The sequence below is a fragment of the Kitasatospora sp. NPDC004614 genome (assembly GCF_042873675.1).
Classification (GTDB): Bacteria; Actinomycetota; Actinomycetes; order Streptomycetales; family Streptomycetaceae; genus Kitasatospora.
Map to the genome: position 1 here is coordinate 58,756 of NZ_JBIALR010000017.1, position 18,991 is coordinate 77,746.

An 18,991-nucleotide genomic window follows, 5' to 3' on the forward strand; every position below is an offset into this window, starting at 1 on the left:
ACCCCACCTACTCCTGGCACTTCGCCAACTCCGCCCGCCCCCGCACCCCGTACTGCCGGAACAGCCGGGTCAGGTTCGCCTCGACGGCCTTCACCGACAGGTGCAGCGTCGCCGCGATCTCCCGGTTGGTCGCCCCGGTGCGGATCAGCCCGAGGATCTGTTGCTGGGTCGGCGTCGGGTCGGCCTCCAGCGCGTCGAGCGAAGCCAGCACCTTCTCGACGTGCCGCAGCCACGGCAGGCACCCGGCGGCCGTGTACAGCTCCTGGGCGTCCTGGAGGGCGGTGCGGGCGGCGGCGCGGCGGCGGGCGCGGCGTTCGAGGATGCCCAACGCCAGGTGGGCGCGGGCGAGTTCGAGGGGGTAGGGGTGGGCGGCGGGGAGGAGGGCGCGGAGGGTGTCGGCGGCGTGGCGGGGGTCGGTGAGGGCGGTGAGGTGGGCTTCGGCGCGGTGCAGGCCGAGGAGGACGACGTCGCGGCCGAGGCGGGTGGCGCGGTCGCGGGCGTCGGCGAGGGTGTCGGCGGCGTCGGCGGGGCGGCCGGAGAGAGCAAGTGATTCGGCGAGGTCGGCGTCCACCAGGAACAGGCTGGGGTCGGTGAACTGCATGCGGCGGAGCAGGAGTTGGCAGTGGGTGAGGTGGTGGACGGCCATCGGGAGGTGGCCGAGCAGGAAGGACGCCCGGCCGCGCAGTCCGTGGGCGTAGGCGAGCCATTCGTGGTCGTGGTCGTCCTCGGCGGCGCGGATGGCGGAGTCGAGGAGGTGGGCGGCGCGTTCGGCGGTGCCGCCGTTGAGTTCGGCGGCGCCGCCGAGGACGCGGGCGGGGCCGGGGGTGGGTTCGATGCGTTCGCGCAGGTCGTGGGCGGCGCGGCCGGCGGCGTAGGCCTCGGTGCAGCGTCCGGCGCGCTCAAAGACGGAGGCGGCGATGTAGAGGACGTTGGCGAGGTCCTCGGTGCGGCCGGCGGCTTCGGTCTCGGTGCGCAGGGTCTCGACCTCGGCGAGGGCGCGGTGGGTGTCGCCGCTGCGCAGGGCGGCGACGGCGAGGCCTTCGCGGCAGACGACGGCGGCGGCGGTGGGGGGTCGGCCGGCGGCGAGGCGGCAGCCGCGTTCGAGCAGGGCGAGGCCGTGGGCGGGGTCGGTGAGCAGGGTGATGGGGCCGCGCAGGGCGAGGAGTTCGACGAGCAGGTCGGGGTTGTCGGCGTGGTCGGCGTGTTTCTCGGCGGTCTCGAGTTCGGCGAATCCTGCTGCCCGGTCGCCGCGGTGCAGGGCGCGGACGGCGCGTTCCTGGTGGACGGCGGCGGTGAGGGCGGGGTGGCCGCCGGTGTCGTCGGCGGCGGCGGTGAGCAGGGCTTCGGCGCCGGGGTGGTCGGGTCCGAGCAGGCGGGCGAGCAGGAGTCGGGCGTGCACGCGCAGGTCGGCGGCGGGGGCGGTGAGCAGGGCTTCGGCGCTGGCGCGGGCGAGGTCGGGCAGTCCGGCGGCGGCGGCGTTGCGGGCGGCTGCGAGCAGGCGGCGTCCGGCGGTGTCGGGGTCGGGGGTGTGGTGGGCGGCGTGGCGGAGGAGTTCGGCGGCGGTGCCGGGGGCGCCGCGGGTGAGGGCGGTGTCGGCGGCGCGGGTGAGCCGGGAGGCGAGCCGCGGGTCGGGGTGTTCGGCGGCGAGGGCCTGGTGGCGGACCTGTTCGACGGGGTCGGCGGTGAGGGCGGCGAGCAGGCGGTGGGCGTCGCGCAGGGCGGCGGGGGTGGCGTCGGCGAGGACCACTTCGGCGATCAGGGGGTGGCTGAACTGGGGTGTGCCGGCCGGGATTTGGCGGACGATGCCGTGGCGGTGGGCGGCGGCGAGGGGTTCGGTGACGGTGGCGGGCAGGCCGGTGCCGGTGCGGGCGGCGGCGAGCACGGTGAGGGCGGCGCGGGCGGTGTCGGGGAGTTCGGTGAGGCGGGCGGAGACCAGGGCGCGCAGCCGGTGCGGGACGTCGAGTGGGCGGGCGGGGTCGGCGGCGAGTGCGGCGTCGCTGCCGCCGGCGGCCAGTGAGCGGCCCAACTCCAGGGCGTAGTACGGGTTTCCGCCGCTGACGGCGTGCACCCGGCCGAGCGTGAGGCCGCTGAGGCGCAGGCCGAGCCGTTCGCGCAGCAGGGCGCCGGTGCCGCGTTCGCCGAGCGGGCCGACGGGGAGGTCGAGGGCGGTGGGCGGGCAGAGGGCGCCCATGGTGGGGGCGGCGTCGGCGTGTTCGGTGCGTTCGGTGACGGCGAACCGGACCCGGCGGTCGGTGAGGCGGCGGGCAACGAAGGCGATGACCTGGCGGCTGGCTTCGTCGAGCCACTGGGTGTCGTCGAGCAGGACGAGCACGGGGCCGCGTCCGGCGAGCCGTCGCAGGGTCTCCAGGACGGCGACGCGGACGGCCAACGGGTCGGTGGCGGCGCCGGGTTGGGGGGCGCGGTGCAGCAGCGCGCATTCGAGGGCCTGCCGCAAGTGGCTGGGGAGGAGTTCCTCTGCGAGCGCGGGGAGGGTCTCGCCGAGCAGGTCGATCAGGGCGAGGTGCGGCAGCTCGGCCTCGGCGGCAGTGGGGCTGCTGCGCAGGACCGACTCCCCTGCCGCGTCGGCCTGTTGGGCGAGTGCGTCGAGCAGTGCGGTCTTGCCGATGCCCGCCGGGCCGTGGAGCAGGACGCCGCCGGTGGCGGCGAGGGTGGCACGGATGTCGGCGAGCATTTGCGCACGGTCGACGAGTGCGGGCCTGGCCGGACCTGCCGTGGTGTTGACTGGTCCGGCCGGGCCGGGGAGAAAGCCGGTCATGGCGGTCAGTGTGCCGCCTTCGCCGGGCTTGCGCGAGGGTGTCACATGAACACGACACTGTCGCGACTCAGCGTTAAGTCCCCTTTAAGACTGCCCGATCGGGGGTCGACCGGGCAGTGGGCAGGTGGCCTGGTCAGCCGATGCCGACGTCGTCGAGCAGGAAGGTGGTCGCCAGGTAGGCGTCCTCCTGGCCGGCGAACTGAAGGTTGACGGTCTGGCCGCGGTAGGCGCTCAGGTCAATGGTCTTCTGCACGTATCCGGCGCTCGCGTTGGCGTTGGAGTAGGTGGCCAGGGTGGCGCCGTTGACGTTGACCTTCAGGGTGTCGTACGGCGTGGTGCCGGTCTCCGCGGTGGTGACCTTCAGCCAGAAGGTGAGCTTGGGGCTGCCGGTGGCGGGCACCGCGATGTTGCTCTGCGCGAGGGTCTCGCTGTTGGCGGAGCCGTAGCCCATCATCCAGGCGTACCAGGAACCGCCGTGCGGGGTCTGCTGGTTGGAGTTGGTGATGTCGTTGGCGCTCTGTGTCCAGCCGGTGGCCCCCTGTTCGAAGTCGCCGTTGGTGAGGGCGTTTCCGGGGTTCGGGTTGCCGGTGGGCGAGCCGGACGGGGACGGGCTCGGGCTGCCGGTGGAGCCGCCCGGGTCGGGCAGGGCGGTGCCGAGCGAGACGGCGGCCCAGGCCTTCGAAACGATGTACCGCTCCTGCGAGTTGGCGCCGTACAGGTCGGCGGCGGCCTGCAGGGTGGCGGTGCGGGCCGAGGAGTAGTTGGTGGTGGAGGTCATGTAGGTGGTCAGGGCGCGGTACCAGATGGCCGCCGCCTTGTCCTTGCCGATGCCGTTGAAGTTGTCGCCGTTGCACGGGGTGCCGTTGTGCGACAGGCCGCCGATGGTCTTGGCGCCGGTGCCCTCGGCGGTCAGGTAGAAGAAGTGGTTGGCGATGCCGGAGGAGTAGTGCACGTCCACCGAGCCGGCCCGACTGCTGTAGCAGGAAAGCGAGTTGCCGTCGGCGGCCGGGTTGTCCATCCGGCGCAGGTAGCCGTTGCCCATGTGCAGCTTCTCGCCGATGTAGTAGTCACCGGGGTCGGTGCTGTTGTTGGCGTAGAACTCGACCATGGTGCCGAAGATGTCCGAGGTGGCCTCGTTCAGGCCGCCGGACTCGCCCGAGTAGTTCAGGTTGGCGGTGGCGGCGGTGACGCCGTGGCTCATCTCGTGGCCGGACACGTCGAGGGCGGTGAGCGGCGTGTTGCCGTTCTGCGAGGAGCCGTCGCCGAACGACATGCAGAAGCAGCTGTCGTCGTAGAACGCGTTCAGCAGCTGGTTGTCCACGTGCACGTAGGCCGGCGCGCCGCGGCCGTCGTTGCGGATGCCGCTGCGGTTGAAGGTGTTCTTGTAGAAGTCCCAGGTCTTGGCGAGACCGTAGGAGGCGTCCACGGCGGCGCTCTCTCGGCTCGAAGTGGAGCCGTTGCCCCAGGAGTTGGTGGACTTGCTGAACGTGCGGGCGTTCTGCGCCGGGTTGGACTGCGGGCTGTTGTACGAGTCGTAGACGACCGTGGAGCCGTGCAGCGCGTCGGTCAGCGTGTAACCGCTGCCGCCCTGGCTGGTCTCCAGGGAGACCTGGCCGACGTTGACGCCGTTGCCGGTGCCGGAGATCTCCGGGTTGACCTCGTACTGGTCGAGGACGGCGCCGCTTGCCGCGTCGACGAGGACCGCCTCACGGGTGTTCGCGCCGGCCTCGCCCGCGCCGGTGACGGTGCTGCGGTAGGCGAGCACCGGGACCTTGCCCACCGCCCAGACCACCAGCTGGCTGCTGTCCAGGTTGCTGGTGCGGGCCTGCTTGACGTGCTTGGCGCTGCGCTCGGCGGCCTTCGACGCGTCCTGCGTGGAGAGCTTGGGCGTCACACCCGCGACCTTCAGCGCACCCTCGTGCGCCCAAGTGGTGGACGCGACCTTGCCGTTCGCGGCACGGTGCACCATCAGGTCGCCGCCGACCACGGGCAGGCCGCGGTAGGTGCGGTCGTAACGCACGTGCCGGGCACCGTCGTTGTCGACCAGGACGTCCTTGGCCAGCAGACGCTCGTCCGGCCCGAGGCCCAGCGCCTTCGCTGTGGCGGCGGCCTCCTTGCCGGCCTGGTCCATGGCCGCGAGCCGGCCCGCCGTGCTCATCGCCTGGAAGCCGGCACCGGGCTTGGCGGTGGGGCTGGCCTGCGCGACGCTCTGCGAAGTGGCCATCGCGGCGGTGCCCAGGGTGAGGGCGGCCGCAACAGCTGCCGCCAGGGCGGTCTTGCGGTTCATCGGATATTCCTCCCACCGAGCCGGGGTTGTTGGTGGGGGACGGCCGCCGACACCGAGGGGGTGTGGTGTCGCGGCCGAATTCGGCTCGGCGGCAGGACGCTAGATCCACCGGGGGCTCCCGCGACATTCCCTCGCCGACCCCACAAGGGCGACGCAAGGGTGATCCTTGGCCTTTCACGGGGCCACCCCTGACGCGCTGTCAGGGTGCGATTTGCCCCGGCGCGTCGACCCTGCGCGTTGCCGAGTTGCCGAATCATTCGGCGCAGCGACAACCCGAGCCCCCACCGATCGAGCCCCTCGTAGACCAGCGCCGTCCGGCTCCGTCCATGCACACGCTCACCGGGTCGGTGGAAGCACTCGCATTCCCCGCGATGCACCTCGATCAGCGAGTCCGCACCACGCCACCAGCCGTCCGCCCGCAGTGCTGCCGTACAGCGGGATCGGCCGCCCGGCGGTCAGGCAGAACTCCTCGTTCGGGCCGATGTAGAACGCGAACGGCACGGACGCCCGCTGCTACCCCGCCCAGAACCACCAGCCGTGCTCGTCCTCCTCGGGTACGTCCGCAAGGAACGGCTTCGGCCCGCCCTCGTAGTCGTTGGCGGGTGGGAGCACCAGGCCGCCCCACGCCTGCTCGAAGGCGGCCATCCGGTCGATGACTTCCTCAGGTATGCCGTGCTCGCGCCACCAGCTCCGGTTCAACGGTGGCCGAGGTGTCCGCACGCCGTGGATGGCGACGAAGCGGCGCGCCCGGTCGGTCAGTTCGGCGCTCATACGGCCGAGAGCACGTGGCGGCCGTCAGGGCACATCACTCCCCCGTCCCGGCAGATTCTCAAGTGACCGCGAACTTTGGCTCTTTCTGATCCTGCGTACACCATCCATCTCCACGGATACTGCTGGTCATGAACGGACCAGCAGCTCCGCGGTTCCTCGCCACCCTCGCCGCCTTCGCGGCCGGCGCCTCCCTGCTGACGACCATCCAGGCCACCCCCGCATCCGCCGAAGTCATCTGCGGCACCTACTCCGTCGACGGCGCGATCTGGACCGAGTACACCCAGGCGCCCGGCGTACGGCAGGCCCTCGGCTGTCCCAAGAGCGACGAACTCGGCCTGCCGGACGGGGTCGGCCGCCGGCAGGTCTTCGACAACGGCTCGATCTACTGGAGCCCGGCCGCCGGCGCGCACGCCGTGTGGGGGCTCATCGGCGACGAGTGGGGTCAACACGGCTGGGAGGGCGGGTACTTGGGGTACCCGATCAGCGACGAGTTGAAGAACCCCGACGGGGTCGGCGTCCGCCAGCAGTTCCAGGGCGCCACGGTGTACTGGTCCCCCAGCACCGGGGCGCACGCGGTGCACGGCAACATCGGCTGGTGGTGGGGGCAGTACGGGTACGAGCGCGGGACGTACGGCTACCCCACGAGCGACGAGTACAGCACCGGAAACGTCGGCGGCAACGTCGACGACAACAAGGGCGTGCGGCAGGACTTCCAGTCCGGCAAGTACCTGCTGTGGAGCGGCGGCCAGGCCGACGCCTTCGAGGCCTGCCAGTCCGCGTGCATCGGCTACGGCGGCATCACCAACACCAAGTGGGTGGTCAAGACCGAGGTCTACGTCAACTGGACCGACAGCCGCTACACGTCCGTCCACGTCACCCCGACGCCCGCCGCGTTCAAGAAGGTGCTGGGCGGCGACGACGCCGCGAGCGACGTGAACGAGGACTGGCGGCAGGTGTGGTCCAACACCCGGATGTTCCCGGGCGCCACCCAGACCGCGCAGAACTCGACGTACCAACAGCTGCTGTGCCACGCGGAGTTCTCCTACCCCGACACCAGTGGCGGCCACCTCGGCGGTCCGACCTGGGACTTGGAGACCTGGCGCCCCGTCCTCACCGGGAACAGCGACGCCGTCCTCAAGAAGATGCTCGCCTCCAAGTGCAACTGGGACACCGACGGCTGACTACGCGGGCGGCTCGGCGGCCGGGTGCTGCCGGGCCGTCAGGAACTCCTCGCGGATCTCCTTCTCCCCGAAGGGCCACGCCCGTTCGAGCTTCGCCCAGACCAGGTACGCGGCGCCGCCGAGCGCGACCCAGGCGAGCGACCATTCGATCGGGTGGATACCGGGGTTGGCCCGGTCCGCCCAGCCGTAGATGACCAGCCAGCCGATCGCGGCAACGACCGAGGGCACCGGGTAGAGCCACATCCGGTAGGGGCGGGCGAGGGTCGGCTGGCGGCGGCGCAGCACGGTGACGGCGGCGATCTGGGCGAGTGCCTGGACGATCACCATGACGGTGGTGAGCAAGGTGATCAGGACCGTCAGCGGCGGGTGGGCGGCGGAGTTGCCGAGGTGCCGGGCGATCAGGAAGCCGGCGGCGGTGACGGCGCCCATGGTGAGCAGGCCGAGCACGGGGAAGCCGTGCCGGGGGTGGAGCCGGCCGAAGGCGCGGAAGAACATGCCGTCGCGGGCGGCGTCGTAGGGCACCCGGGAGCCGCCGAGCAGTCCGGCGTACACGGAGGCGAAGGCGGTGATCAGGATCAGTCCGGTGACGGTGTCGGCGGCGGCCCTGCCCCAGGTGTGCTCAAGTACGGCTGCGGCGACGGACTTTGAGGCGACGTTGTCCGGGTCGAGCATGTCCTGCCAGTGGACGACGCCGAGCACGCCGATCTGCATCAGCAGGTAGATGGTCATGATGGCGAGGATCGAGAGGATGATCGCCCGGGGCATGGTGCGGCCGGGGTTCTTGATCTCGGCGCCGAGGTAGGAGGCGGTGTTGTAGCCGAGGTAGTCGTAGATGCCGATGGTCAGGCCGGCGGCGAAGCCGATCCAGAACTGTCCATGGGTCAACTCGACGGCGTGGGCGGGCCATTCGAAGGCCATCGAGGGGTGGAAGTCGGTGATCGAGGCGAGGATCACCGCGCCCACCGAGACGATCATCACGCCCCACAGCGCGACGGTCAGCCGCCCGATGTTCTCGACCTTGCGCCACAGCAGCAGCACTACCAGCGCCAGCACGGCGACGCCGACCACGTCGCCCTGCACGGTCGTCATGCCCGGCCACAGGTAGGTGAGGTACTGCACCAGGCCCTGCACGCCGGTCGACATGATGAGCGGGATGAACAGCATCGCCGTCCACACGAACAGGAACGGCATCAGCCGTCCGGTGCGGTACTGGAACGCCTCCCGCAGGTAGACGTAGGTGCCGCCGGCGCCGGGCAGCGAGGCCCCGAGTTCGGCCCAGACCAGGCCGTCGACCAGGGCGAGCAGCGCGCCGGCGATCCACCCGATGACTGCCTGCGGGCCGCCGAACGCGGCGACCATCAGCGGGATGGTGACGAACGGGCCGATCCCGCACATCTGGCTCATGTTGATCGCGGTGGCCTGGAACAGGCCGATTCTCCGGCTGAAACCTGCGGACACTGGACGCTCCGGGGGTGCGGGCGAGTGAAGTGTCCGCCTCAAGTTAAGGACGTTGACCATACCCGTCAATAGTCCGCACAGGAACGCGGAACCGCTCCGCCCATGGCACCGCTCCGCCCGCGGCGCCTACGACCGCTCGCGTCGCTTGAGCTTCGCCCAGATCCGCTCCAGCGCCTCGATGTCCCCGTCGTCGAGCCGGTCGTCGAAGGACTCGGCGAGCGCGGCGCGGCGGGTGGCGTCGGCCTTGGCGAAGGTGTCGCGGCCGGCCGCGGTGAGCGCGATCCGGACGGAGCGGGCGTCGGTCGGCGACGGGAGGCGCTCGACCAGGCCGCGTGCCACCAGCGCGTCGGTGACGCGGGAGACCTGGCTGCGGCTCAGCAGGGTCTTCTCCCCCAGGTCGGAGGCGGCGACCGGCCCGTCCTGGCCGTCCAGCCAGAGCATCACCTCGAACCAGGACAGCGGCAGGTCGTGCGCGCGCCGCAGGGCCCGGTCGGCCTGCGCGGTGAGGGTCACGCCGGCCCAGACGAGGCCGTAGAAGGCGTGGTCGCGGGCGGTGAGTTCCCCCAGGCTGAGGTCGGAGCGTTTCATTCCCCCACCGTACCAATTTGCGTGTGCGCACACACACTCCTATGGTGTGTGCACACACACGCACTATGGAGGCCCCTCGTGAACGAGACCCGCACTGTTCTGATCACCGGCACCTCGTCCGGCATCGGCCTGGCCGCCGCCGTCGCCGCCGCCTCGGCGGGCTTCCAGGTGGTCGCCACCATGCGCGACCCCGCGAAGGCCGGTCCGCTGCGCGAGGCGGCCGAGGCGGCGGGGGTGGCCGGGCGGGTGCAGGTGAAGACGCTGGACGTCACCGACCCGGCCTCGGTCGCCGACTGCGTGGCGGAGGTGGTGGCCGAGCACGGGCGGCTGGACGCGCTGGTCAACAACGCGGGTGCCGGGGTGGTCGGCACCGTCGAGCAGAGCGGCACCGAGCCGTTCCGCCGGGCGATGGAGGTGAACTTCTTCGGCGTGGTGGAGGCGACCCAGGCGGCCATGCCGCACCTGCGGGCCTCCGGCGGCCGGGTGGTCACCGTGACCAGTGTCGGCGGTGTGGTCGGGCAGCCGTTCAACGAGGCGTACTGCGCGGCGAAGTTCGCCGCCGAAGGCTTCCTGGAGTCGCTCGCCCCGGTCGCGGCGAGTGCGGGCGTCAGCGTGACCGTCGTCGAACCGGGCGCGGTGGCCAGCGAGTTCGTCGCAAGCCAGCAGCTCGACATTCCCGCCATGCTGGCCGAGGCCGGCCCGTACGCCCCGGCCATGGAGGCGTACCTCGATCGCGCCCGGGCCTCGTTCGGCAACGCACAGAGCCCCGCCGACGCGGCCGCCCCGATCGTCGCGGCGCTCACCGCCGAGCGGCCGCCGTTCCGGATCCAGACCTCCGAGTCGGCCCGCGGCTTCGTCGGCACCAAGCTGTCCGACCTGGACGGCGCGGCCGTTCAGGAGTTGACCGGAGGCTGGGTCGGGAAGACGTCGTTCCGTTTCTGAGATAACGTCAGGGCCCGTCCGGATCCGGACGTCCCGAGCCGGTGGGTGGAACCTTCGGGCGTGCGACGGCTGTTGGTCCGGCCGACCGTCGCCCCGCTCCCCCGGGCGGGGCGGTAGCCGACAGGAAACGGAGCCCGACCCATGCAGAGCGGCGCGAACCGCACCAGATCAGGTAGAGGGCCGCGGCCCGTCCAGCTGGCGCTGGCCGTGGGGGTGGCCGCGGCAGTGACCGCGGGCATCGCCGTGGTCGGCCCCGAGGGCGAAGCCGCTACCGGCCGGCGTCACGGCGCGGCCTCGGCCCCGCCGTCGACCGCCGGATCCATATCGAACTCCCCTTCCCCGGCGGCGAGTTCCTCGGCCTCCCCGTCCGCGACCGCGCTCCCGTCCGCACCCGGCTCTTCCCCGTCCACCGCCCTCCCGAGCGCGACCGGCACCGCCACCGCCACCTCCCAGGCGGCGCCGAAGCCGTCGCCGACCGCGGCAGCGACCACCGCGCCCGCCACCACCCGGCCGGACCTCACCGACCCGAAGTGGAAGGAGTACGCGCAGGAGTTGGTCTCCAGCGCCGAGAACTCCACCCTCGACTGGCGCTCCCAGTACCCGTACATCGAGGACATCGGCGACGGCAACGGCTACACCGCCGGAATCATCGGCTTCTGCTCCGGCACCGGCGACCTGGCGGACGTGATCACCCGCTACACCGCCCTCAAGCCGGGCAACATCCTCGCCAAGTACCTGCCGGCGCTGGCGCTGCTCGACGGCAGCCCCTCGCACCAGGGCCTCGACCCGACCTTCGTCGGCGACTGGCAGCGCGCCGCGCAGGACCCGGCGCTCCAGCAGGCCCAGAACGAGGAACGCGACCGGCAGTACTTCACCCCCGCGGTGAGTCAGGCCAAGACGGACGGGCTGCACGCGCTCGGCCAATTCGCCTACTACGACGCGCTGGTGGTGCACGGCCCGCAGGGCTTCGCCGCGATCCGCGCCACCGCCCAGACCAAGGCCAGGACGCCCGCGAAGGGCGGCGACGAGACCGCCTACCTGGACGCCTTCCTGGACGCCCGCAAGGCCTACATGCTGGCCGGCAACCCGAACCGCAACACGTCCAGGATCGACACCGAGCAGCGGGTCTTCCTGCGCGCCGGCAACCTCGACCTCCAGCCCCCGCTGAACTGGCAGGTGTACGGCGACAGTTACACCATCCCTGCCTGACAGCCCCACCATCCCGGCCTGACAGCCCCACCGCTCCGCCGGCACCCCGGGATGTCACCCCGGGGTGCCTGGCACCACCAGCCGGTCCAGGTCGGGCGCGGCGCCGGACGGGTTGGCGAAGGTGACGCTGTTGCTGCCCGCCGCCAGCGCGAGCGCCACCGTGACGGTGCCGGGCGCGGTGAAGGCCCCGGTCGGTGCGAAGCTCACGCTCTGCACCGGGCCGCCGTTGACGGAGAGTTCGGCGGTCCGGGCGCCGGCCGACCCGTTGGTGTAGGCGATCTGCACCCGGTACGTCCCGGCGGTGGCGACGATGACGCCGTTGACGGTCAGCGCGCCCGTCCCGGCGGTGACGGTGCCCAGGTAGCCGACCCGGTTCCCGCCGGAGCAGTCCGCGCAGGCGAGCACGGCGGCCCGCCCGGTGCGGGTGTTGGCGGTGGCCTCGGCCTCGTAACTGACGGCGCTGCCAGGGGTGGTGGGCGCGTTCACGGCCTGCTGGAGGGCGGCGCCGATGATCGCGGAACCGGTCATGTCGATGGCGGGCTCGGAGGTCTGCCAGGAGCGCACGTCGTCCACGTACCGGCTGCTGTGGCCGGTGAACGCGTTGAACGGGTCGGCGCCGCCGGGCGGGCAGGCCTTCATGCCGTCCTGGTAGCTGCCGAGTCCGCCGCTGAAGATACTGGACGCGTTGGGCCCGTTGACCACCGCGCCGATCGGGATGGCGCCCGTCCCGTCGGTGGATCCGTTGAGGTTGGCGACCTGGTGCTGGATGCAGTGCGGGAAGGTGGTGCCTTCGCCGACCATGAAGCTGGTGCCCCACGGGTTCGCGCCGAACAGCCAATTGCGTTGCTGAGTGGCGTAGTTGTCGAAGGAGGTGTCGCCGCTGGCCTGCTTGTAGAGCGCCTCGGTGGCGAGCAGGCCGAAGCTGTGCGAGTCGGCGTCGAAGTCGGTGTAGACCCCGCCCGCGTGGAAGATGTCGGCGGCGGCGCGGTCGGCGCCGACCTTGGTCTGCCGCTTCAGGTCGGCGACCAGATCGGCGGAACTGACGGCCAGCCCGCCGGGGTTGCCCGCGCCTGCGATGGCCCGGATCAGGTCGGCGTGGGCGAGCGCGCTGGTGTCGTACAGGTTGAAGGTGTCACCCTTGTCATTGGCCAGGTAGCCCTTGGCCCAGTTGGCGGCGGCGGTCAGATAAGGCGTGGCGTTCTGACCCAACTGCTGGGCGGCGAGGGCGAGTTCGGCGCCACCGAACTCCATGTCGTCGCGCCAGGTGGACTCCGGGTAGTAGTCGTTCGGCGCGGCGGTGGTGAGCGGGTTCGGCGGGGCGGAGGTGTTCGCCAGCGCGTACAGCGAGGTCGCTGCCTGGTAGTACGCCTGCGCCTGGGTCGGGTTGGTGGCCGCGTTCACCTGGGCGGCCAGCGCGAACGCGGCGGAGACCCGCCCGGCCAGGTTCGGACTGACCTGCCCGCCGGGCGTGTTGGCCCGGAACACCGGCCGGTGCGCGGCGGCGTAACGGTCGGCGGAGGTGCTGTCGGAGTCGTCCCTCTCGGGCAGCCGCCACAGGTCGTGGTCGCCGACGAAGCTGCCGCTCGCATTGCCGGACCCGATACCGACCTGCAGGTACAGCGTCTTGCTCGACTGGTCCCACATCCGGTTCAGCCACGCCGCACCGAACTGCGCCTCCGCACCGAGTGCGGCAGGCGCGCCGCTGCCGAGTGCGCGCTGGGCGGCGAGCAGGACGGCGTCCGCGTAGGCCGTGGTGTGGGTGAACTTCAGATAATCACCGGCGTCGAACCACCCACCGCTGACGTTCACCGGCCCCGCGATCTTCGACAGGTCGCTGTTGGTGATGACGTCGGAACCACCGCTCTGGAACGACGGGACGGCGTAGACGTTCGCGCTCGCGTCGTTCAGGTGAGCCGGCTTCCGGCCGAGCGGGCCGGCGACGGTGTCGGCGCCGTCGCGCTGGGTCTGGAAGAAGGTGACACCGTCCGCGACGAACCTGCCGTACAGCGCGGCCGGGTCGGCGACCTTGAAGTTCGGCGAGGTGGCGCTGACACCGCCGGCGACCACCACGCGGTAAGTCCCGGGCGCGGTAAGGCCGGTGAGGGTGATCGGGTAGACGGCCGGATACGCGGTGTTCCACGAACCGAGACTGGTCGTGCCGACAGTTCCGGTCCTGACGGTGGCGCCGGACGCATCGACCACGCTGTAACTCGCGGACGAGACCGCGGCGCTGGTCATCAGATACGCCTGCTTCGCCTCGCCGGGCAGGAACCCCGCCTGGTCGATCCGCACCACTCCGATGGTGGCGGCCTGCGCGGGGCCGGCGGCGAGGGTGAGCGGGGTGGCGGTGAGCGCGGCGGCGAGAAGGCCGCCGAGGGCGGCGCGTCGGGCTGGTCTCCTGGGCGTGACCATCAGCAGCTCCCAACAGTTAGGAAGTATTCCTTACCGTCCCAGGAAGCTAGAGCGCTGGCCGGACGCGGTCAAGACTCGACGCGGAGCCGCCGCCCCGTCAATCCGGCGTCGGAGCGGTCACGTCGAGCGTGAAACTGAACCGATCGCCGCGACACAGCGCACGAACCAGCTCCAGCGGCCGGCCGGCGTCATCGCGGCTGCGGCGGTGGAGCAGCATCGGAAGAGCGGGCGGGGTGCCGAGACGGCGCTCCTCTGCGGTCTCGACCGCCCCGAGCGCGAATTGATCGGCCGAACCCCGACCCGTGCAGCGACGGAAACGGCAAGGCCGACCTGCGGATCGCGGAGAGTGAGAACGACCCGAAGACCGCCGCCGACGCCGCCGAGTTCCTCGCCCACGGCAACCCGGACGAGGTGTTCCTGCACTTCGACGAGGTGGACGAGGCCGGGCACACCTACGGCGGCGCGAGCAGCCAGTACCTGTCGGCGCTCCACACCGTGGACGGGCTGGTCGGCCAGGTGCTGGCGGGGCTCAAGCACCGACGAGTTCTGGACGGCCGCGCAGCTCGCCCAGAGCCGGGAGACCAACGTCCGGGCGCGCAACGTGTTCGCGGTCGCCGACTCCGACGAGTGGGACGACAAGGCGCACGGCGCCGGTCAGTTCGACTCGACGCTGATCTCCCCCGCCTACCCGGTGGCCGGCCTGAGCCGCGGCACGCTGTCCTTCGCCACCGACTACAAGATCGACGGCCCGCAGACCGGCGACGTGTACGTGGTGTTCGACAACGGCGCCCCGCAGCTGGTCAAGTCCTACCGGGCCGACCTGAACACCGTCGAGCACCTGGCCGTCACCGTTCCGGCGGGCGCGTCCACGGCGCGCTTCCAGTTCCGCTACACCGGCACCAACTCGGCGTTCTGGACGGTCGACCAGGTCGTCTTCAACTGACCGGGCCTATCGCGTCTTGACCACCACGCCGACTGCGAACGCGATCTGATCGTCAGCCAGGTCGGCGCGGGCGGTCAGGCGCAGCCGGGGCACGCCGTCGGGGACGGACGGGGGGCGGAAGCAGCCGACCGCGAGTCCTTCGTCGCGGCAGGCGGCGGCCCAGCGCACCGCGTGCTCCGGGTCGTCGGCCCGCACCGACACCACCGCGCCGTCGGGTGCGGTGGCGTCGAGTCCGAACTCGGCCAGGCGGGTGGAGAGTTCGCGGGCCACCCGGAGGGCGTCGTCGGCCCGGCCGGGTTCGGCGCGCAGCAGGCGCAGCGCGCCGAGGGCGGCGCCGACCGCGGCCGGGTTGAGGCCGGTGTCGAAGATGAAGGTGCGGGCGGCGGAGATCAGGTGCCGGATCACCCGTTCGGGGCCGAGCACCACGCCGCCCTGGGAGGCGAGCGACTTGGAGAGCGTCGCGGTGGCGACCACATCGGGCTGGCCGGCGATGCCGAAGGCCGCTCCCGCGCCCGCGCCGCCGGGGCCGAGCACGCCGAGGCCGTGGGCGTCGTCGAGGACGAGTGCGGCGCCGAACTCGCGGGCGGCTTCCAGGTGTTGGTCGAGCGGGGCGGCGTTGCCGTCGACCGAGAACACCGAGTCGGTGACCACCAGGGCGCGCCGCTGAGTGCGGACGGCGAGCGCTTCGCGGACGGACTGCGGGTCGCAGTGCCGGGCCCGGGCGACCTGGCCCTTGGCGAGGCGGCAGCCGTCGATCAGCGAGGCGTGGTTGTGGGCGTCGGAGACGATCAGGGTGTCCGGGCCGGCGAGTGCGGTGAGCACGGCCAGGTTGGCGGTGTAGCCGGAGGAGAACACCAGGGCCGCCTCGTAGCCGCAGAACTCGGCGAGTTCCCGCTCGAGTTCGGTGTGCGCCGCGGTGGTGCCGGTGACCAGGCGGGATCCGGTCGACCCGCCGCCCCAGCGCAACGCGGCCTCGGCGGCCGCGCCCGTGACCGCCGGGTGCCTGGTCAGCCCAAGGTAGTCGTTGGACGCGAGGTCGAGCACCTCGTCCTCGGCGGGACGGCTGCGCAGCCGCCTGGTCAGCCCGGCGGCCTCCCGTTCGGCGGCCGCCGCGTCCACCCAGTCGAACACCGTCTCCGGGCGCGCGCCCCGCGTCCCCGTCCTGACCTGCGACTCTTCCATGCCCGGCACTCTGTCATCCTCCCCCGCCCGGGGGCAACGGCCGCCACCCCGATGTGCGCCTTCGCACACGCCGGGGTGGCGGCCACTGCCCGACGGCGAGTCAGTTGCGGTAGCGGAACAGGATCCGGCCTCGGGTCAGGTCGTACGGGCTGACCTCGACCAGTACGCGGTCGAACGGGAGGATCTTGATGTAGTTCTTGCGGATCTTTCCGCTGATGTGGGCGAGCACCTGGTGGCCGTTCTGGAGTTCCACCTTGAAGGTGGCGTTGCGCAGGCACTCCAGTACGGTGCCCTCGATTTCCAGGCCTTTGGCGATACGCGGCAAGACAGCTCGTTTCTCGAGTCGGTGAAGCGAAATGTGGTGGGTGGTGCCGGAGTCAGTGCGGGCGGCGCACCAGTTCGGCGAGGTGGCCCGTGCGCCGGGCACCGAAGTGCTCGAACAGGGTGGTGGCGGCGGTGTTGGCCTGGTCGATCTCCGTCCACGCGGATTCGATGCCGGCCTCGTCGAGCGCGGCCAGCGCGTGCCCGAGCAGGGCCCGCCCCGCCCCGCGCCGCCGGTACTCGGCACGCACGGCGAGCAGCCCGATCCGGGCCCGCCTGCCCCGCGACACCACCCGGATCAGCCCCGTGTACTGCCCGTCCACCACGGCGACGGCGTACAGCGAAGGATCCACCAACGTGTCCCCCGCCGGGCCGGACCTGAGCTCGACGGGCATCGTGTGCCAGCCGACTTCAGCCTCGACCTGCGCCCGCACCTCACGGTCGAGCTCACGCAGCAGCCGCTCGTCCGCCGTACCGGCAGGAAGAATCGTCACGCCCTCCAGGACCTGACCGCCACCGTCCGCGCGGGTGGGCAACAGGTACTCCCACTCACGCCGCTCGACGGCGAACCCGGCCCGCTCCCAACGGGACGCCAGCTCGGCATCCCCGCCGCCGACCAGCGTGTGCAGCACGGTGCCCGACAGCTCGCCCAGCATCGCCTCGGCAAGCGGGTCGAACGCCTCGTCCTGCCACACGTCGATACTGACGAAGAGTCGGCCGTCGGGCCGCTCGGAGACATCACCGTGGCCGACGATCCGCTCGTCCGCCACCGCCTGCCACTGGGCCTCGTCGACCCGGGAAATCATCACAGTGTTCATGGCTGTCGCCCTTCGAAAGTGCCTGCATACCAAGGCGCTCCCGACAGCAGCTCAATCAGCCGCACACCGTGAGGAAAAGGGGGAGCACCCACCTTGGTCCAGCTCTCATGGGTGTTCACCTCCTCGCGTCCTGTCACGGTGATCCGTACGTTAGCAACCGCCCTTCGCCCCCGCCAAGCGATTTAATTTCCCACCGCGCTGTCCTGTCTCACGTGAGGTTGCCGCTGCCTCACCGGACCTTGGTGGCCCCGGACTTGGTCCCGGTCGTTGTTGCCGATGAGGGCCAGGCCGGTCGGGCGGCGTCGACCATGGCCATGAGCCGCCACCTGGCCTGCCGGCGATGCTGAACCGGCCCGGCTGAGCGATCGGTCGCCTTCGAACGTCCGCACGGTGATCGGTAGGGTGCGCAGTGACGTACCGCCGCCACCGGCGCGGAGCGGGACCAGGGGCCGCGCCGATCGGGGACGCGATCAACAGCGACACCAACATTGACGCGGTGACCCACCAGTTCGACGGCGAGAAGCCGGCGCCCGCCTACCGGGTGCCGAAGACCCGGATCGAGGAGGCGTTCGGCTGATGGCACGGCGGGGTCCCAAGGCGGAGCAGGCGTACCGCGAACACCTGGTGGGCTGGATGCGGCTGCCGGAGGCGCACCTGGAGCCGGGAGAGCGGCTGTTCGGGGTCTGCGACCTCGGGCTCGACCCGTACGTCCGGCGGGAGCTTCCCCGGCGGCACCGGGTCGAGAAGCCGCCGGTGCCCGGCCGCGAGCCGGCCCGGCCCGGCAAGGGGCGGGGCTGTCTGACCGTCCTCCTGCTGCCGTTCCAGCTGCTCAACGTGGCGGGTTGGGTCGAGGAGCTCGGCGAGGCGCTGTTCGAGAAGAGCTTCAAGGGGCTCCGCCGGGCGCTTCACGGCAGGCCGCTCGTGGGCGGATGGGGTTCGCTGGCCGGTCGGTTCGTGATCGCGGTCCGTACCGGGCCGCTGCGCCACCGTGCCTTTCGGCACAACCGGGCGCTGCTGGCGGTCACCGAGCGGCGGGTACTGCTGGTGGACCACGACAACGGTGAGCTGATGGGTGCCTTCGGCCGCGCGGAGCTGCACCGCACCGGCGTCCGCCGCTCCCGCCAGCCCGCACGGGTGGACCTGGTCTTCGCGGACGGTTCGCTGCTTGCCGTGGTCGCCGACTCCCCGGCCGACGCGGATTCCCTGTCCGCACTGGTCCGGGGGTAGGGAAGAGAGAGGCAGAATCGGCCGCCCGTGCATGCAGTCAGGATCTTGCGGGCGGCTTGGACGTTTGGAGGGCGGTGACGGGTCGGCAGCCCCAGGAGCGTCCGCTCCGCGAGGGCGCGCCGCTGCGTCCCGGTCAGTACCCACAGCCCGTCCTGCTGGGCGCCCACAGCGGCGTCGGTCCAGTCCTCGGCCGCAGCCGGCCGCGCAGCGAAGCATGGTCCGCCGGGCGATGACGGCCGCGCCGCGAAGCATGGTCCGCCGGGCGATGACGGCCGCGCAGCGGATTGACGTCCGGATCGAACCGCCACTAGCGTGGTTGCAGTTGGATCGGCGAGGCGACCGTCGCGAAGGGATCATCACGGTGAGCATCAGCAGCAGGAGCGCGGTGGCGATCCACGCACTCACCATGCTGGGGCGCTGGGACCACTCGCTGACATCCGCGGAGATCGCGGAGAGCCTGGCCAGCAATCCGGTTCTGGTGCGGCGGATCCTCGGCAGCCTGCGGGACGCCGGCCTGGTCTCGTCCACCGAGGGGCGCAACGGCGGCTGGTCGCTCGCCCGGCCCGCCCGCGAGATCACGCTCTACGACGCCTACACGGCGGTGGAGGCGGGGCCGATCCTGTCGCGGCACCCGCACCCGCCGAGCGCCGAGTGCGAGGTGGGGCGGAACATGCAGAAGCTGCTCGAGGCGGAGTTCCAGGACGCGGAGCGGGCCATGAAGGAACGGCTCGGGCGGACGACGATCGCCCACCTCGTCCGGCAAGTGCTGGCCAGTGAGCGCGAGCTCGCGCAACGCGTCACCAGCTGATCGATGGCGGAGGCAGTGCCTCCGCCGCTTTTTTGCCCAAACTGTAACTATCATGGTGGCGGTAAGTC

16 protein-coding genes and 2 pseudogenes are annotated in these 18,991 nt (G+C 71.7%); 8 read left to right on the forward strand and 10 right to left on the reverse strand.

All coding sequences use genetic code 11. The features are described from left to right. Window positions 1-7: 7 nt before the first annotated feature. From ACFYST_RS28290 to ACFYST_RS28300, 3 genes are all read right to left on the reverse strand, one after another. Entirely contained in the window at window positions 8-2,776 is a 2,769-nt protein-coding gene (locus ACFYST_RS28290) for an AAA family ATPase (RefSeq protein WP_387866376.1), read from the reverse strand. Window positions 2,777-2,909: 133 nt separating this feature from the next. Further along, the gene (locus tag ACFYST_RS28295) at window positions 2,910-5,063 is read right to left on the reverse strand and encodes a M4 family metallopeptidase (protein ID WP_387866378.1); all 2,154 of its coding nucleotides are present in this window, start codon (window positions 5,061-5,063) and stop codon (window positions 2,910-2,912) included. A gap of 513 nt (window positions 5,064-5,576) precedes the next feature. After that, window positions 5,577-5,834: a hypothetical protein gene (locus ACFYST_RS28300; RefSeq protein WP_387866379.1), complete on the reverse strand. Its 258-nt coding sequence runs from the start codon at window positions 5,832-5,834 to the stop codon at window positions 5,577-5,579. A 128-nt stretch (window positions 5,835-5,962) separates the two neighbouring features. Between ACFYST_RS28300 and ACFYST_RS28305 the strand changes: the two genes are divergently transcribed. Next, the gene (locus ACFYST_RS28305) at window positions 5,963-7,015 is read left to right on the forward strand and encodes a DUF2599 domain-containing protein (protein ID WP_387866381.1); all 1,053 of its coding nucleotides are present in this window, start codon (window positions 5,963-5,965) and stop codon (window positions 7,013-7,015) included. On the opposite strand, the gene ACFYST_RS28310 is transcribed toward ACFYST_RS28305, so the two are convergent. Beyond that, window positions 7,016-8,533 (reverse strand): APC family permease, encoded by a 1,518-nt coding sequence (locus ACFYST_RS28310; RefSeq protein WP_387641123.1) that lies wholly within the window; start codon window positions 8,531-8,533, stop codon window positions 7,016-7,018. Between the two features lie 66 nt (window positions 8,534-8,599). Further along, the gene (locus ACFYST_RS28315; protein ID WP_387866383.1) at window positions 8,600-9,061 is read right to left on the reverse strand and encodes a MarR family winged helix-turn-helix transcriptional regulator; all 462 of its coding nucleotides are present in this window, start codon (window positions 9,059-9,061) and stop codon (window positions 8,600-8,602) included. Between the two features lie 78 nt (window positions 9,062-9,139). Here ACFYST_RS28315 and ACFYST_RS28320 point away from each other — a divergent pair, with 78 nt between their 5' ends. Beyond that, window positions 9,140-10,003, forward strand: a complete 864-nt coding sequence (locus ACFYST_RS28320; protein WP_387641118.1) for an SDR family NAD(P)-dependent oxidoreductase — start codon at window positions 9,140-9,142, stop codon at window positions 10,001-10,003. A 321-nt stretch (window positions 10,004-10,324) separates the two neighbouring features. Further along, window positions 10,325-11,212 carry a chitosanase gene (locus tag ACFYST_RS28325; protein ID WP_387642142.1) on the forward strand — a complete coding sequence of 296 codons (888 nt, stop codon included), beginning with the start codon at window positions 10,325-10,327 and terminating at the stop codon, window positions 11,210-11,212. Window positions 11,213-11,266: 54 nt separating this feature from the next. Here the strand turns inward: ACFYST_RS28325 and ACFYST_RS28330 are convergent, their stop codons facing one another. Both ACFYST_RS28330 and ACFYST_RS28335 read right to left on the reverse strand, forming a co-directional pair. Beyond that, on the reverse strand, window positions 11,267-13,624 hold the full coding sequence (locus ACFYST_RS28330) for a glycoside hydrolase family 9 protein (protein ID WP_387866386.1): 2,358 nt from the start codon (window positions 13,622-13,624) through the stop codon (window positions 11,267-11,269). A 97-nt stretch (window positions 13,625-13,721) separates the two neighbouring features. Continuing rightward, window positions 13,722-13,868, reverse strand: a pseudogene (locus ACFYST_RS28335) (GntR family transcriptional regulator); the annotation flags it as partial. 188 nt (window positions 13,869-14,056) lie between these two features. Here ACFYST_RS28335 and ACFYST_RS28340 point away from each other — a divergent pair. Together ACFYST_RS28340 and ACFYST_RS28345 are read left to right on the forward strand one after the other, a co-directional pair. After that, window positions 14,057-14,107 (forward strand): annotated as a pseudogene (locus ACFYST_RS28340) (hypothetical protein); the annotation flags it as partial. A 118-nt stretch (window positions 14,108-14,225) separates the two neighbouring features. Beyond that, window positions 14,226-14,567, forward strand: coding sequence for a hypothetical protein (locus ACFYST_RS28345; RefSeq protein WP_387641113.1), 342 nt, complete (start codon window positions 14,226-14,228; stop codon window positions 14,565-14,567). Between the two features lie 6 nt (window positions 14,568-14,573). On the opposite strand, the gene ACFYST_RS28350 is transcribed toward ACFYST_RS28345, so the two are convergent. The 3 genes from ACFYST_RS28350 to ACFYST_RS28360 form a co-directional block, all read right to left on the reverse strand. Then, window positions 14,574-15,749, reverse strand: a complete 1,176-nt coding sequence (locus ACFYST_RS28350; RefSeq protein ID WP_387866388.1) for an 8-amino-7-oxononanoate synthase — start codon at window positions 15,747-15,749, stop codon at window positions 14,574-14,576. A gap of 100 nt (window positions 15,750-15,849) precedes the next feature. After that, a complete protein-coding gene (infA, locus tag ACFYST_RS28355; protein WP_043911924.1) occupies window positions 15,850-16,074 on the reverse strand; it encodes a translation initiation factor IF-1 in 225 nt (74 codons plus the stop codon). 52 nt (window positions 16,075-16,126) lie between these two features. Then, complete coding sequence (locus tag ACFYST_RS28360; protein ID WP_387866391.1) at window positions 16,127-16,888, reverse strand: GNAT family N-acetyltransferase; 762 nt, start codon at window positions 16,886-16,888, stop codon at window positions 16,127-16,129. A gap of 409 nt (window positions 16,889-17,297) precedes the next feature. On the opposite strand from ACFYST_RS28360, the gene ACFYST_RS28365 reads away from it, so the two are divergent. The 3 genes from ACFYST_RS28365 to ACFYST_RS28375 all read left to right on the forward strand — a co-directional run bounded on the left by ACFYST_RS28365 (window position 17,298) and on the right by ACFYST_RS28375 (window position 18,923). Next, window positions 17,298-17,465 (forward strand): hypothetical protein, encoded by a 168-nt coding sequence (locus ACFYST_RS28365; protein ID WP_387866394.1) that lies wholly within the window; start codon window positions 17,298-17,300, stop codon window positions 17,463-17,465. Then, window positions 17,465-18,115 carry a hypothetical protein gene (locus tag ACFYST_RS28370; RefSeq protein ID WP_387866397.1) on the forward strand — a complete coding sequence of 217 codons (651 nt, stop codon included), beginning with the start codon at window positions 17,465-17,467 and terminating at the stop codon, window positions 18,113-18,115. The genes ACFYST_RS28365 and ACFYST_RS28370 overlap by 1 nt, the downstream gene beginning before the upstream one ends. Window positions 18,116-18,476: 361 nt before the next feature. Then, window positions 18,477-18,923 (forward strand): RrF2 family transcriptional regulator, encoded by a 447-nt coding sequence (locus ACFYST_RS28375; protein WP_387641097.1) that lies wholly within the window; start codon window positions 18,477-18,479, stop codon window positions 18,921-18,923. Window positions 18,924-18,991 lie beyond the last annotated feature (68 nt).